Origin of the sequence: Glycomyces sambucus, assembly GCF_900102815.1 — a bacterium.
GTDB lineage: Bacteria > Actinomycetota > Actinomycetes > Mycobacteriales > Micromonosporaceae > Glycomyces > Glycomyces sambucus.
Genome location: NZ_FNGF01000007.1, coordinates 193,467 through 208,507 on the forward strand (window position 1 = coordinate 193,467; position 15,041 = coordinate 208,507).

Below are 15,041 nucleotides of genomic sequence, written 5' to 3' on the forward strand. Positions count from 1 at the left end.
CGACGCCATTCGGGTGATACCCGGAGGACACCGAAACTTCACCCCGTTCCACTTCCGTGTCGTTCCAAGGGTTTCGCCCGATTTGCGGCTAGTGTTGCGGGTGATTCGGCGCCCACAAACCCCTGACCTTGCTGTCGACATTCCCATTCGCGTCTGCAAGTATTGGTCCATGTCGCAGCAGCCCTCCAGCAGTACCTTTTTCGACAACGACCAATCGGTGCCGGAATTCCCCGTGCAGTTGCGGGGTTACGACCGGCACCAGGTGGATGAGTTCATCCAGAAGAACCTGGCGAAGCAGAAGCAGACCGAGTCGCAGCGGACAGAGGCCGAGCAGCGGATGACCGACGCGCAGCGTCGTCTGCGCCAGGCCGAGCAGCGCATCCAGGGTCTCGAGCAGCGCCTCGCCGAGCAGCAGAAGCAGCTTGAGGAGAACACGCGCCCGACCCTGTCCGGCCTCGGCACCCGCGTCGAGCAGATCCTGCGCCTGGCCGAAGAGCAGGCCAACGAGCACCGCGCCGAGGCGAAGCGCGAGACCGAGGGGATCCTCTCGGCCGCCCGCCTGGAGTCGCGCGAGATCACCGACGCCGCCCGCGGCGAGGCCGGCTCGCTGAAGCAGAACGCCGAGCGCGAGGCCAACGCCCTGCGCACGCAGGTGGAGCGCGAGGTCGCGGAGCTGCGGACCAACGCCCGCCGCGAATGCGAGACCCTCCGCGCCGACGCCGAGCGCGAGACCAAGCAGCTGCGCACCGCGACCGGCCACGAGGTGGCCGAGCTCAAGGCGTCCGTCGAGCGCGAGGTCGCGACCCTCCGCGCCACGGCGGACCGCGAGATCACCCAGCTGCGCGCCAAGGCCGCCCGCGAGGCGGAGGAGAAGCGCGCCGAGGCCGCGAAGCTCTTCGCCGAGGCGAAGGAGAAGCGCGACAAGGACCTCCAGGCCCTCGACCTCGAACTGGCCGAGCGCAAGGAGAAGGCCGAGCGCGAGGAGTCCGAGCGCCACACCCGTGCGGTCGCCGAGACCCAGAAGCTCGTGTCGGATGCCGAGAACCGCGCCCGCGACGCCGAGGAGCGCGCGAAGTCCGCGGAGACCCGCGGCGAGGAGAAGCGGTCCGAGGCCGACAAGTACGCCGAGGACACCACCGGCAAGGCCAAGAAGGACGCGAACAAGCTCGTGTCCGACGCCAAGTCCGAGGCCGAGCGGCTGCTCGCGGACGCCAAGTCCGACGCCGAGCGCGTCACGCGCGACGCCGAGACGAAGGTCTCCGAGCTCACCGCGAAGCGCGACCAGGTCCAGGAGACCCTGCGGAACCTCAGCGGTCTGGTCAGCGGTGCCCTCGGCGGGGCGCTCGGGCAGCAGGACGGCGACAAGTAGAAAAACCCGACGAACAAGTAAACCTGGCGAATCCGCGTTACCGTCGAAACCTACGACAGTGAAGAATGATCGTAGGCGTAGGTCGACGGTGGAGGAACCACAGCTCGGCCGCGTCCCGTCACATCCGGTCCCTATCCGGAGGTGGCGGGACGCGGCTTACGTGAGGATGAGGGCATGGCGCGTGAAGACAGACTCGACGATTCCGAACTCCTGACCGGCTTCGATGAGGGCGGACCCATCGACCGGGGGTTCGAGACCGCCTTGCGCGGCTACGACAAGCGGCAGGTGGACCGGTACCTCCAGCAGATGCAGCTCCAGATGGACACGCTCGCCGGAGAACGCGCCGAGGCGCTCGCGCAGATCGACCGGCTCGTGGTCCAGATCCAGCAGCTCCAGGCGCAGATCCAGGAGCTGCGGCGCCGCAGCGCCGCCGGCGACAACGCCTCCTACCGGCATCTCGGCGTGCGCATCGAGCACATGCTCACCCTCGCCGAGGAGCAGGCCGAGGAGATCAAGGCCAACGCGCACGCGCAGACCCAGCACCTGCATCAGCGTGCGGACCAGCGCCTCCGCGACGCCGAGGCGCAGATCGAGCAGGCCCGCAAGGACTTCGAGACCACGTTGAAGGCCCGGCGGGCCGCCGCCGAGAAGGCCGAGGCCGACCGGCGCGCGATCATCGACGCCGAGATCAACAAGCGCGCCCGCGAGGCCCAGTCGATGGTGGACCAGGCGAAGGAGCGGGCCGCGTCGCTCGTGGCCGAGGCCGAGCAGGACGCCGAGAACAAGCGGGCCGCCGCCGACGAGCAGACCCGGCAGCTGGTCGCCCACGTCGAGCGGCTGCGCGCCGAGGCGCAGCAGCTCAAGGACGACGCCACCGTGAACGCCGAGCAGGCCGTCGCCGAGGCCCGCGAGAAGGCCGACCGGATCGCGGCCGAGGCCGAGGCCGAGGCCGAGCGCAAGCGCGCCGAGCACGAGGCCGAGCTGCGCGACCTCCGCACCGAGGCGGTCGAGAACCTGGAGCGGTTCAAGCAGGAGACCGAGACGTTCGCGCAGACCGTCCGCACCGAGGCCGAGAACGAGGCCACGCGCCTGCGCGCCGAGGCCGCCGACAGCGCGACCCTGACCCGCACCGAGGCCGCCGACGAGGCCAAGCGGCTCCGCCAGGAGGCCCAGCGCCGTCTGGAGGAGGCCGAGGCCGAGGCGCAGCGCGTCACCGCCGAGACCGAGGCGAAGGTCGCCGCGCTCACCGCCGAGGCCGACGAGGCCGCCCGCGCGCAGCGCGAGACCGCCGAGGCCGAGGCCCTGCGCCTGACCGAGGAGACCGAGCAGGAGACGCAGCGGCTGCGCGACGAGGCCGCCTCCGCGGGCCGCCAGGAGCGCGAGGCCGCCGAGAGCGCCGCGCGCCGGCTCACCGAGGAGACCGCTCAGGAGACCGAGCGCCTCCGCGGCCAGGCCGCGGCCGAGGCCGAGCGGATCACCGCCGACGCGGCCGCCGAGGCGTCCCGCCTCCGCGAGCACGCCGACCAGGCCAAGGTCGAGGCCGAGTCCGACGTCGAGCGGGCCCGCGCCGAGCTCACCGAGATCGAGGCCGAGCGCGAGCGCCTGCTCGCCGAGGCCAAGGCCGAGGCGCAGAGGATCCTGGAGCAGGCCGGCCTCGACGCCGAGCAGATCCGGACCGACCGCGACCAGTACGTGGCCGAGGCCGAGAAGAAGGCCGACAACGCCAAGCGCCGCGCCGAGGAGCTCTCCAAGTCCGCCAAGCAGACCGCGCGGCGCGACTCCGAGGCGATCCTCTCCACCGCGCGCGCCCAGGCGAAGAAGCTCATCGAGGAGGCCCGCGCGGGCCGCACCGAGGAGCCCGCCGCCGAAGGCGCCGTGAACAAGCCCGCGACGACCCGCAAGCGCCCCCAGAACGGCGGCAAGCAGGCCAGCAGCAGCGAGGCGGCCGAGAAGGTCTCGTCCTCGTAGCAGGCGACTGAGAGGCCCCGCACCACACCGGTGCGGGGCCTTCGCGTTTCGTTCCACCTTCGGGTGACACGGCGGCTCGCGGGGCCGGTTTCTGTCGGACCCCGGCGGGAGGATGGCACCTTATGCTTCCCCGGGAGGGTGGGGGGGGTAGGGATGGTTGTACCACTACCCCACCCACCCGCCCTGCGGGCGGCGCACGCCCCGGACCCGACGCGGCAGGGCCCGCACCGGTCGCCCGGTGCGGGCCCTTCGCGTGCCTGCGCTCATCTCCGGCGCAGGCTTCGCCGTGGCTGGGGGCTTCGCGAGCCCCTAACTCGTCGATGCCTTTTCGGGCTCCTTGCCGGAGTCCTTCGCCGCGCGCTTGGCCTCGCCCGAGCCGCCCGGGGTGACCCCCACGAGCGGGACGTTGCCGCCGCCGGTGGCGCGCTTCTTGTTCCACACGTCGAACAGGACCGCCGCGAGGACGACCAGGCCCAGGATGACCTGCACCGTGTCGGTCGCGATGCCCAGGACGGTCATGCCCTGGTTCATGATGCCCATGACCAGACCGCCGATGACGGCGCCGATGATGGTGCCCACGCCGCCGGTCACCGACGCGCCGCCGATGAACGACGAGGCGATGGCGCTCAGCTCCAGGGTCTCGCCCGCGCCCGGCGTCGCCGAGTGCAGGCGGGCGGTCACGATGACGCCGGCGAGGCCGGCCATCGCGCCCATGATCACGAACACCCAGAAGGTCGTCTGCTTGGTCTTCACACCGGAGAGCAGCGCGGCCTTCTCGTTCCCGCCGCCCGCGTAGATGTGGCGGCCGAAGACGGTGCGGTTCGCGATGAACGTGAACAGCAGGACCAGCGCCAGCAGGATCCAGCCGATGATCGGCAGGCCCTTGTAGGAGTAGAACGTGTACGCGGCGACGACGATGACCGCCGCGACGACCACGGTCTTGATGATCCAGCCCGCCTGCGAGGTGCCGACGATGCCGGCCTTCGCCTGGCGGGAGCGGCCGCGCACCTGGAAGAACACCCACAGGACCGCACCCAGGATGCCCAGCACCAGGGTCGGCATCCGCAGTTCCACGCCCGCGACGTCGTACCCGGAGGCGAGGCTGTTGAAGGTGCCGCTGGTGCCGATGGTCTCGGCGTCGAGGACCTTCAGGGTGAGGCCGCGGAAGATGAGCATGCCCGCGAGCGTCACGATGAACGCCGGGATGCGCACGTACGCGATCCAGAACGCCTGCCAGACGCCGATGAGGGCGCCGACGCCGATGGCGAACAGGACCGCCGCCCACCACGGCCAGTCCCAGCGCGAGAGCGCGATCGCCGACATGGCGCCGCTGAACGCCAGGACCGAGCCCACCGACAGGTCGATGTGGCCGTTGACGATCACCAGCATCATGCCGATCGCGAGGATCAGGATGTACGAGTTCTGGAGGATCGCGTTGGTGAGGTTCTGCGCCGTGATGAAGTTCTGGTTCTGCAGGGCGACGTCGAGCACCTGGAACAGGATCATGATCAGCACGAGCGCGATGATCATGCCGTAGGCGCGCAGGTTGATGTTGCGCAGCGCGCCGAGCAGGCTCGGCCGCGGGTTGGTCTGGACGGTGCTCATTGGCGTAGCTCTTCTCCCCCGCTGGCGGTCTCAAGGGTCATGAGACGCATCAGCTCTTCCTGTGTGGCATGTTCCCGGTCCACCTGACCGGTGATGTGCCCGGCGCTCATCGCGTAGATGCGGTCGCACATGCCGAGCAGCTCGGGCAGTTCGGAGGAGATCATGAGGACCCCCTTGCCCTGGTCGACCAGCTTGTGGATCAGCTCGTAGATCTCGTACTTGGCGCCGACGTCGATGCCTCGCGTCGGCTCGTCGAGGATGAGCAGCTCAGGTTCGGTGAAGACCCACTTCCCGAGCACGATCTTCTGCTGGTTGCCGCCGGAGAGGTTCCCGGCGAGCGAGCGGACCGACGGCGCCTTGACCCCGAACTCCTTGCGGAGGCGCTCGGAGACCGTGTCGACGCGGTCCTGGTCGACGACCCCGCGCTTGGACAGCTTGTGGAGGCCGGGGAGGGTGAAGTTCTCGCGCAGGTCGTAGTCGAGGTGCAGGCCGTAGTGCTTGCGGTCCTCGGTGGCGTAGGCCAGGCCGGCTTCGATCGCTTCGGGGACGTTCCGCAGGTGGAGCGCCTTGCCGTCCATGGTCGCGGTGCCGGAGATGTTGGACCCCCAGCTGCGGCCGAACAGGCTCATGGCGAACTCGGTGCGGCCCGCGCCCATGATCCCCGCGAGGCCGACGATCTCGCCGCGGGCGACGTTCAGGGACGCGCCGTTGACGATGACGCGGTGGCGCTGCTCGGGGTGGTGGACCGTCCAGTCCTTCACCTCGAAGAAGACCTTGCCGGTCTTCGGCTCGTGCGGCGGGAACAGGTGCTCCAGGTCGCGGCCGACCATGGCCTTGATGAGCCGGTCCTGGGTGACGGCGTCGGCCTCCGTGTCGAAGGTCTCGATGGACTTGCCGTCCCGCAGCACCGTGATCCGGTCGGCCACGGCCAGCACCTCGCCCAGCTTGTGGGAGATGATGATGCTGGTGACGCCCTCTTCGCGCAGCTGGCGCAGCAGTTCGAGGAGGTTCTCGGAGTCGGTGTCGTTCAGGGCCGCGGTCGGCTCGTCGAGGATGAGCAGCTTGACGCTCTTGGAGAGCGCCTTGGCGATCTCGACGAGCTGCTGCTTGCCGACGCCGATCTTCTCGACCAGCGTGGCCGGGCTGTCGTGGAGGCCGACCTGCGACATCAGGCGGACGGCCTCGGCGTTCGTGCGGTCCCAGGAGATGATGCCGCGCTTCTTCTGCTCGTTGCCGAGGAAGATGTTCTCGGCGATGGACAGCTCGCCGACGAGGGCCAGTTCCTGGTGGATGATCACCACGCCGGAGGCTTCGGAGTCGCGGATGCTGCGGAACTCGGCGGGCTTGCCGTCGAACTCGATCTCACCCTCGAAGTCGCCGTGGGCGTAGACGCCCGACAGGACCTTCATCAGGGTCGACTTGCCGGCGCCGTTCTCGCCGACGAGCGCGTGGATCGTGCCCCGCTTGACCCCCAACTCGACCCCGGACAGTGCGAGCACGCCCGGGAACCGCTTGGTGATCCCCCGCATTCGGAGGATGTCTTCAGACATGGATTCGTCCTATTTGACTGAATGGACTGCTCTGGGGAGAGAGGTTCGGGGGCGCCCGAGGCGGGCGGGGCGCCCCCGAGGAAAGGGTCTTGCGGGTCGGCTAGGCCAGGTCGGCTTCGTCGATGTAGCCCGAGTCGATGAGCTCGACCTGGTAGTTGCTGGCGTCGACGCTCACCGGCTCCAGCAGGTGCGCCGGGACGACGTGGTCGCCGTTGTCGTAGGTGGTGTCGTCGTTGATCTCCGGGTCGTCCCCGTCGAGGACGGCCACGACCATGTCGACGGTGACGTCGGCGAGCGCGCGGGTGTCCTTGTAGACCGTCATGGCCTGCTTGCCGTCGATGATGTACTTCACCGAGTCGACCTCGGCGTCCTGGCCGGTCACGGGCGGCATGGTGGTGTAGCCCTGGCCGTCGAGGGCGGCGATGATGCCGCGGCTGATGCCGTCGTAGGGCGCCAGCACGGCCTGGACCTGCTGCCCGCCGGTGTAGAACGAGGTGAGGATGGTCTCCATGCGGTCCTGGGCGACGGCGCCGTCCCAGTTCTCGGTGGCGACCTGCTCCAGGTCGGTCTGGCCCGACAGGACGACGAGCTGGCCGCCGTCGATGTAGGGCTGGAGGACCTCCATCGCACCGTTGAAGAAGTACTTCGTGTTGTTATCGGTCAACGCGCCGGCGAAGAGCTCGATGTTGAACGGGCCGGCCTCGCCTGCGTCCAGGCCGAGCTTCTCGACGAGGTAGGTGCCCTGCAGGGTGCCGACCTTGGTGTTGTCGAAGCTGGTGTAGTAGTCCACGTCCGGGGTGTCCAGGATGAGCCGGTCGTAGGCGATGACGGTGATGTCCGACTCCTTCGCCTGGGCCAGGACACCGTTCAGGGACTTGTTGTCGATCGCCGCGATGACCAGCACGTTGACGCCCTGGCCGATCATGGTCTCGATCTGGGAGACCTGGTCGGCGGCCACGTCGTTCGCGTACTGGAGCGTGACCTCGTAGCCCTGCTCCTCGAACGAGGCCTGCAGGTTGTCGCCGTCGAAGATCCAGCGCTCGGAGGTCTTCGTCGGCATCGCGATGCCGACCTTCTTGCCGCCGCCGGAGCCCGAGTCTCCGTCCTCGGAGGCGCAGGCGGAAGCGGTGAGAGCCACGGCGGCCGCGCCGACGGTTCCGGTAAGCAGGTGGCGTCGGTTGACGTTCATCTGTTAGTACTCCTTCGTACCGGGCGGTGCCGGGGCATGACCGACGTCGCCCTGGGGTCAAGACGGATTCGATAGTTCAACGTTTTTCCACAACCGTCAACAGCGGATGCGTCTCGTGTCCGAATCGTTGCTTTTCCAGTTCACCGAATTCCGACACTCGATCCCCACAGGGCACATCGGACTGCGATGCGCATTGAGAAAATGACCGTGAGTACCGGCTCGGTCACCTGATCGTGCCACATCCCTACGGCCGACTACCGCTCGACCGATCGGATGGGATAGCCTCACATTTAGTGCCAAATCACGACACCGATCAGATGACCCCCTGAGGAGGTGAGGATGTCGAGCATTACGACCGTCGGCCCCGCGGCCGTGCACCGTTTACTGCACCGGGACGCGGTGTGCAGCGTCTTCAGCGGCACCGTCGCCGCCGACCCCGCCGACCTCCTGTGCGTGACCGTCGCGCACGAGCGCGTCGACGGCTCCCGGCGTGAAGTCTTCCTCGAATGGGCCGCCAAGCTCACGGGCCTCCCCGCCCACCCCCATCTCTCCCGGTGCAGCGCCGTCGGCCTCACCGAGAACGGCCGCCCGTACCTCGCGGTGAGCACCGCCAGGCGCACCCTCGCCGACCTCCTCGCGGAGCAGGGCCCCATGCCCCCCGGCCAGGTGCGCGCCCTCGGCGTGGCCCTGAGCGACGCCGTCACGGTCTACCACCGCGCGGGCCTCATCCACGGCGCCATCCAGCCCTCGCACATCCTGGTGGGCTCCGGGCACCACCTCCAGCTCACCGCCTACGACGTCACCGCCCCTGTCCTGGCCGCCCCCCTCCCACCCTCCCCCTACACCGCCCCCGAGCACCTCGACGCCGCCGTGGCGGGCGAGGTCGCGGCCAGCCCCGCCGGCGACGTCTACGCGCTCGCCACCGTCCTCTACGCCGCCCTCGGCGGGCGGCTGCCGTGGGTGCGCCACGCCCGCGAGGACGCCGCCGACCCGCTCCTGCGCGCCGCCCCCGTGCCGCACGTGCCCGGCGTCGACTCCGACCTGACCGACCTCATCGGCGCCGCCCTCAGCGCCGACCCCCGGCGCCGCCCCACCGCCGACGTCTTCCGCGAGCACCTCACCCGCATCCCCATCGGCGGACCGCTCGCCCCCGGCCCCCGCACCGACTCGGTCGCCGCCGGCCTCCTCCCCCGCCGCGGACTCCGCCCCGTGACCGTGGCGGTCTCGACCGAACTGGCCCCGTACCGGCCCGGCCGCGAGCGGGTCGGCCTGCGGCCGCGGCTGCGGTCCATCGCCACCGCGACCGCGGGCATCGCGCTCACGGGAGCGCTCCTCGGCGGGGCCGCGCTCGCGACCTACGCCGCGACCAATCCCGAGAGCACCGGCACCGTGTGCACCGACCCGGCCGTCCTCGGCGGGCGGATCAGCGAGCAGCTGGACGACGGCGAGATCATCGAGAGCTGGTGCGCCGACGGCGGCGGATACGTGGCGGCCACTGTGGACTATCCGGGCGGCTCAGGCGGTGACGGCGAGGGTTCGACCGAGCGCCGCGTCTGGCGCATCGAGGGCGACGACCTCGTGGCGGTCTCCGGCTGCACCGACGCCGCGATGCCGACCAGCATCCTGGAATTCCTCGGCTGCATCTGAGTGCGAAGGGCCGCAACGCGGCCCCGGGCGCCACAGCCGTGCATGCCGCGGCCAGCGCGCACCCCGGGACTGCGGGCGTCATGGGCGCCATGAGCGGCATCCGCAGCGGCCGTGACTGTAGCGGCGGCCTCAAGTGGGCCTGAAGCCGCACGACCCGCGGCGGCCGTGCCGCCGGCCCGGTCCGCCTCGGACCGGCTCCGGGACTTCAGGTCCCGGGCGGTGGGGCACACGGGCCGGGCGGCTTCATTGCCGTGTTGGGGAATCGGGTTGCCAGAGCGTTCGTGGGCGTCCGCCGTCGTCCGCTCCGCCGGAACCTGCGGTTCGGCGGGCGCGCCTGCCGCGTGTCGGGTCTTCGGGTCCCCGGCGTGCTCGCGGGCGTTCGTCGCCGTCCGCTCCGCCGGAACCTGCGGTTCGGCGGGCGCGCCGGCCCCATGCCGGGGCTTCGGGTCCTTGGTATGTTCGCGAGAGTCCGTCGCTGTCCTCCCCGCCTGCGGTTCGGCGGGTGTCTCCGCCCCGCGTCGGGGCTTCGGGTCCTGGGGGAACTGGCCGGTTTCCATGTCTGCCTCCTCTGGTGCCGCCGGTGTCTCGGCGGGTGTGGAGGCAATGGTGCAGAGGGGAAGCTGAATGGGACCTGAAGCCGCCTGAAGGCGGCTTCAGGTCGATTCCGGAGTCCTATTCCCTTTCGGGCTTGGGCAGAAAGCCGCCGAATGCGGCGACGCTCTTGTTCGCATAGGCGGAAGTGTCGCCGCGCTCCATCGGACCGTCCCAAGTGGTCGGTAGCGGGGCCTTCTCCGGGACGATGCGGGACACGATGCGGTCCAGCGCCTCCTCGGCCTTGCCGACCCACAGGTGCCCGCCGCCCTCGATCTCCTCGACCTCGGCCTGCGGGACCGCGGCGAAGCGCTGCTTCGCCTCCGGGTACTGGAGGTAGTCGTCCTGCTCGGGGATGAGCGCCAGGAGCGGCCGGCCGTCCTCGGCCCACCGTTCGAGGTCCTCCTCCTTGGAGTACCGCAGCGGCGGCGACAGCAGCACCGCGCCTTCGACGCCCGGCTCCAGGCCGTACTTCAGGGTCAGGTCGGTCCCGAAGGACCAGCCGACCAGCCACACCCGCGGCAGCTCCGCGAACTCGGCGTACTCGACCGCGGCGGCGAGGTCGTAGCGCTCGCCCACGCCGTGGTCGAACGCGCCCTGGCTCGTCCCCTGCTGCGACTCGGTGCCGCGCGTGTTGAAGCGCAGCACCGCCATCCCGGCCAGCGCGGGGAGCCGCCAGGCGGCCTTGCGGAAGATGTGCGAGTCCATCATGCCGCCGTGGGTGGGCAGCGGGTGGACGCACACGATGGTCGCCTCGGGCTCGCGGTCGGCGGGCAGGGCGAGTTCGCCGACGAGTTCGAGCCCGTCGGCGGTGTGGAGCGTGAGCGCCTCGCGTCGGGCGGGGAGCATGCTCGCGGATCTGATGACAGCCACGCCGGAATTATCCCCGCCGGCGCGGGTGCGGGGCCACCCGCTGTGTCGCACCACTCGCCGCGGCCGTGCTTCCATCCCCAGCCCCCACCCGCCCGGGGAAAAGGTAGGTCTCAGATTCGCACCCGGGTCCGACAGGAACCGGCCCCCGCCGCCGCGGTGTCACCCGATCGGGTCAGCGCCAGCGGCCGGGGCGGCGCCGGTCGCGGGCGTTCCAGCAGCCGGTGTGCCAGTGGCGGCGGTCGTCGCCGTCGCCGTCGTCGGCCCAGGCGACGACGTGCGGTGTGCCCGGCTGGATCTCGAGGTCGCAGCCGGGGCACCGGTAGCTCTTCTCGGCGCCCGCGCCGGGGATGCGGCGCACGCGGACGGGTCCCCCGGGACCGTCCACGAGGCTCGGGTCCTGGGCGCCGGAGGTCGGCCGCCGGGCTTCGTCCCGGCGGCGGTTCTTTCGGGGCACGGTCGGGCCTAGGTGCGGGGCGCGTCGTCTTCGGTCGCCGCGGCCTCGCGGGCGACCCGTTCGTTGAGCCGCCTGATGTGCTTGTTCATCCCGCGGATCAGGAAGATCGTCACGACGACGAGGAAGACGGTGACGAACAGCCCGAGCGGCCCGGCCATCGCCTGGTCGCGTTCCGGGCCGAACTCTTGTGCCAGGATCTCGATTCCCACGACCCGAGCGTATCCCGGCCGCTCAGCCCTCGTTCAGGGCCGGGAGCCTCCAGTCGACCGGCTCACCGCCCTGCTCGGCGAGGAGCACGTTGACGCGGCTGAAGGGCTTGGAGCCGAAGAAGCCGCGGCGGGCGCTGAGCGGGGAGGGGTGGGCGGACTCGATCGAGGGGATCGGGCCGAGGAGGTCCTTGAGCTTGCGGGCGTCGGCGCCCCAGAGGACGGCGACGGCGGGGCCGCCGCGTTCGGCGAGGGCCTTGATGGCCTGCTCGGTGACGGGCTCCCAGCCCTTGCCGCGGTGGGAGGCGGGGGTGCCGGGGGCGACGCTGAGGGAGCGGTTGAGCAGGAGGACGCCCTGCTGGGCCCAGGGGGTGAGGTCGCCGTTGGCGGGGAGGGGGTGGCCGAGGTCGTCGCGGTACTCGTTGAAGATGTTGACGAGGCTCTTGGGGATGGGGCGCACGTCGGGGGCGACGGCGAAGGACAGGCCGATGGCGTGCCCGGGGGTGGGGTAGGGGTCCTGGCCGACGATGATGACCTTGACGTCGTCGAAGGGCTGCTGGAAGGCGCGGAGGATGTGCTCGGCGGCGGGGAGGTACTTGCGGCCTTCGGCGACTTCGGTGCGGAGGAACTCCCCCATCTTGGCGACGTCGTCGGCGACGGGGGCGAGGGCCTTGGCCCAGCCGGGTTCCATGAGTTCATCAAGCGTTTTGGTCATGCCTCAGATGCTAGGACCCTCCACCGACACGAAGTACCCCGCGTCGCGCAGGGCCGCAACGATTTCGGTCGTGTGTTCGGAACCGCGGGTCTCGATCGAGAGGTCGACGGAGACCTCGCCGACGCTGAGCCGGGGGTCGGAGCGCTGGTGGTAGACGTCGACGATGTTGCCGCCGTAGCGGCCGACGAGGCGCAGGACGGAGGCGAGGGCGCCGGGGCGGTCGGCGCAGCGGAGGCTGGCGCGCATGAAGCGACCGGAGGCGCCGAGGCCGTGTTCGATGAGGCGCATCAGGAGGAGGGGGTCGATGTTGCCGCCGGAGAGGACGGCGACCGCGGGTTCGTCGTAGGCGACGGAGTAGTTGAGGAGGGCGGCGTAGGCGGTGGCGCCGGCGGGTTCGACGACGAGCTTGTTGCGTTCGAGGAGGGACAGGAGCGCGCGGCTGATGTCCTCTTCGGTCACGGTGACGATCTCGTCGACGAGGGTGGCGACGTGGGCGAAGGGGACGTCGCCGGGGCGGCCGACGGCGATGCCGTCGGCGATGGTGTGCATCTTGTCGAGGCGCAGCGGCTTGCCGGCGGCGAGGGAGCTGGGGTAGGAGGCGGCGCCTTCGGCCTGGACGCCGATGATGCGGATGCCGGGCTTGAGCTGCTTGGCCGCGGCGGCGATGCCGGCGATGAGGCCGCCGCCGCCGACGGAGGTGACGATGGTGGCGGTCTCGGGGAGCTGTTCGAGGATCTCGAGGGCGATGGTGCCCTGGCCGGCGACGATGTCGTGGTGGTCGAAGGGGTGGATGAGGACGGCGCCGGTCTCGTCGGCGAAGCGGTGGGCGGATTCGAGGGCGTCGTCGACGGTGAGGCCGCCGAGGATGACGTCGGCGCCGTAGCCCTTGGTGGCGGCGACCTTGGGGAGGGGGGCCGATTCGGGCATGAAGACGGTGGAGCGGATGCCGAGGGTGGAGGCGGCGAGGGCGACGCCTTGGGCATGGTTGCCCGCGGAGGCGGCGACGACGCCGTGGCGGCGCTGGTCGTCGGTGAGTCCGCAGACGCGCATGTAGGCGCCGCGGATCTTGAAGGAGCCGGCGCGCTGGAGGTTCTCGCATTTGAGGTGGACGCCGTCGAGGACGGGGTCGCGGGAGGGTTCCAGCGGGGTGCGGCGGACGATGCCGGAGAGCGAGGTTGCCGCTTCGCGGACGTCGGCGAGTGTCACGAGTTGCGTCACGCCTCGATGGTAGTGCCCGGGGCGGGAGGGGTGTCCGCACGCGGTGGCGGGTCGGGTTCCGGGGTTCTCACGATCGCCCCGATAACGGTTGCCAGCGACCGAAATGTCGACTCCGACGCCCATTGGGAGCAATCTCGCGGGGCCCGAAACCGCAGGTGGCACCTAGGGTGAATTCATGTTCACCTCCTGCGACAGCGGGTGACCCCCGTTACTCAGTGGGACCGGAAGGCTTAAGCTACGAACAGTCATCCCGTAACCATGGCGAAGCTCGCGAGTCACAGCCCGGCAACGCCCGCCCAGCGCCGCCCACACGTCCATACCCTCGAACCCCTGGAGTCAACGGTGACTGCTGTCACGCTGAAGAACGTCTCGAAGGTGTTCCCCGGCGACACCCTGGCCGTGGACTCGCTCAGCATGGAGGTCAACCACGGCGAGTTCCTCGTCCTGCTCGGCCCCTCCGGCTGCGGCAAGTCCACCGTGCTCCGCATGGTCGCCGGCCTCGAGACCCCCTCCGACGGCGAGATCCTCCTGGACGGGGAGTACGCGAACGACCTGCCCCCGCGCGACCGCAACGCCGCCATGATCTTCCAGACGTTCGCGCTCTACCCGCACATGTCCGTCGGCGACAACATCGGCTTCCCGCTCAAGCTCGGGAAGAACAACGGCGCCCAGTCGGTGCCCGACGCCGTCGGCGACATGGCCGGCGCCCTCGGCATCTCCGAGCTCATCGACCGCAAGCCCAGCCAGCTCTCCGGCGGCCAGCAGCAGCGCGTGGCCATGGGCCGGGCCCTGGTGCGGCGCCCGAAGCTGTTCCTCATGGACGAGCCCCTGTCGAACCTCGACGTGGGCCTGCGCGCCGAGCTGCGCACCGAGATCTCCTCGCTGGTGCGCCGCCACGACGCGACGACCCTGTACGTCACGCACGACCAGACCGAGGCCCTGACGATGGCCGACCGGGTCGCGGTCATGCGCAAGGGCGTCCTCCAGGACGTCGGCACCCCCGACGAGGTGTACGAGCGGCCCGCGACCATGTACGTCGCGGCGTTCCTCGGCACCCCGCGCATGAACCTCCTCGAAGCCCGCGTCAACGTGTTCCTCGACCGGTACGTGGCGCTCGACTTCGGCGACCAGGAGCTGCGGCTGCCCTGGCACGACCTGCGCGGCCGGGCCGTCGCCCGCTACCACGGCGAGAACATCGTGGTCGGCATGCGCGCCGAGGCGCTCGCGCCGGTCGCCGAAGGCCACCCGGGCCAGTCGATCCAGGGCCGCGTCCGCTTCTACGAGCACCACGGCCACGAGACCCTCGTGTTCCTCGACATCGGCGCGACCGCGGTCGTCCCCGACGGCATCGGCGACAAGCCCGACCTGGCGCGCGGCGGCTCGAAGCCGCGCCGGCGCCTCGGCGGCCTGTTCTCCGGCTTCGGGCAGGCCCCGGCCGAGCGCCGCGAGGCCGACAGCGGGCCGATCCGCAAGCCCGCCGACCTCGTGTTCCGGCTCCCCCCGCACATCCCCGTGTCCGCCGGGCAGCCGATCACCGTCGCCGTCCACATGGACGCGCTGCACTACTTCGACAAGTACGGCAAGCGCATCGACGTCGGCTGGACCCAGCGGGCCTAGCACCCGCAGCGGCCCGGGACGCGCCGAAGGGGGCCCTCC

General features: G+C 70.6%; 12 protein-coding genes. 4 read left to right on the plus strand and 8 right to left on the minus strand.

What is annotated here, in order from left to right; genetic code table 11:
* Positions 1 to 169 precede the first annotated feature (169 nt).
* Both BLS99_RS21170 and BLS99_RS21175 read left to right on the plus strand, forming a co-directional pair.
* Positions 170 to 1,369, plus strand: coding sequence for a coiled-coil domain-containing protein (locus BLS99_RS21170; protein ID WP_091053714.1), 1,200 nt, complete (start codon positions 170 to 172; stop codon positions 1,367 to 1,369).
* A gap of 174 nt (positions 1,370 to 1,543) precedes the next feature.
* Complete coding sequence (locus BLS99_RS21175) at positions 1,544 to 3,337, plus strand: DivIVA domain-containing protein (protein WP_091053715.1); 1,794 nt, start codon at positions 1,544 to 1,546, stop codon at positions 3,335 to 3,337.
* Between the two features lie 309 nt (positions 3,338 to 3,646).
* Here the strand turns inward: BLS99_RS21175 and mmsB are convergent, their stop codons facing one another.
* The 3 genes from mmsB to chvE form a co-directional block, all read right to left on the minus strand.
* On the minus strand, positions 3,647 to 4,942 hold the full coding sequence (gene mmsB, locus BLS99_RS21180) for a multiple monosaccharide ABC transporter permease (protein WP_091053716.1): 1,296 nt from the start codon (positions 4,940 to 4,942) through the stop codon (positions 3,647 to 3,649).
* Positions 4,939 to 6,492 carry a multiple monosaccharide ABC transporter ATP-binding protein gene (mmsA, locus tag BLS99_RS21185; protein ID WP_091053717.1) on the minus strand — a complete coding sequence of 518 codons (1,554 nt, stop codon included), beginning with the start codon at positions 6,490 to 6,492 and terminating at the stop codon, positions 4,939 to 4,941. Before mmsA ends, mmsB begins: the two co-directional genes overlap by 4 nt.
* A gap of 100 nt (positions 6,493 to 6,592) precedes the next feature.
* On the minus strand, positions 6,593 to 7,681 hold the full coding sequence (gene chvE / locus BLS99_RS21190; protein ID WP_091053718.1) for a multiple monosaccharide ABC transporter substrate-binding protein: 1,089 nt from the start codon (positions 7,679 to 7,681) through the stop codon (positions 6,593 to 6,595).
* 339 nt (positions 7,682 to 8,020) lie between these two features.
* Here chvE and BLS99_RS21195 point away from each other — a divergent pair, with 339 nt between their 5' ends.
* Entirely contained in the window at positions 8,021 to 9,328 is a 1,308-nt protein-coding gene (locus BLS99_RS21195; RefSeq protein ID WP_091053719.1) for a protein kinase domain-containing protein, read from the plus strand.
* Positions 9,329 to 10,000: 672 nt separating this feature from the next.
* Here BLS99_RS21195 and BLS99_RS21200 read toward each other — a convergent pair.
* The 5 genes from BLS99_RS21200 to ilvA all read right to left on the minus strand — a co-directional run bounded on the left by BLS99_RS21200 (position 10,001) and on the right by ilvA (position 13,385).
* Entirely contained in the window at positions 10,001 to 10,768 is a 768-nt protein-coding gene (locus BLS99_RS21200; RefSeq protein WP_091053720.1) for an alpha/beta hydrolase, read from the minus strand.
* Positions 10,769 to 10,964: 196 nt separating this feature from the next.
* On the minus strand, positions 10,965 to 11,246 hold the full coding sequence (locus BLS99_RS21205; RefSeq protein ID WP_091053721.1) for a hypothetical protein: 282 nt from the start codon (positions 11,244 to 11,246) through the stop codon (positions 10,965 to 10,967).
* Between the two features lie 8 nt (positions 11,247 to 11,254).
* The gene (locus tag BLS99_RS21210; RefSeq protein WP_091053722.1) at positions 11,255 to 11,455 is read right to left on the minus strand and encodes a hypothetical protein; all 201 of its coding nucleotides are present in this window, start codon (positions 11,453 to 11,455) and stop codon (positions 11,255 to 11,257) included.
* Between the two features lie 22 nt (positions 11,456 to 11,477).
* Entirely contained in the window at positions 11,478 to 12,167 is a 690-nt protein-coding gene (locus tag BLS99_RS21215; protein ID WP_091053723.1) for a uracil-DNA glycosylase, read from the minus strand.
* Positions 12,168 to 12,170: 3 nt separating this feature from the next.
* The gene (gene ilvA, locus BLS99_RS21220) at positions 12,171 to 13,385 is read right to left on the minus strand and encodes a threonine ammonia-lyase (RefSeq protein WP_091053724.1); all 1,215 of its coding nucleotides are present in this window, start codon (positions 13,383 to 13,385) and stop codon (positions 12,171 to 12,173) included.
* A 342-nt stretch (positions 13,386 to 13,727) separates the two neighbouring features.
* On the opposite strand from ilvA, the gene BLS99_RS21225 reads away from it, so the two are divergent.
* Positions 13,728 to 15,002 carry an ABC transporter ATP-binding protein gene (locus tag BLS99_RS21225; RefSeq protein WP_091053725.1) on the plus strand — a complete coding sequence of 425 codons (1,275 nt, stop codon included), beginning with the start codon at positions 13,728 to 13,730 and terminating at the stop codon, positions 15,000 to 15,002.
* Positions 15,003 to 15,041: the final 39 nt, after the last annotated feature.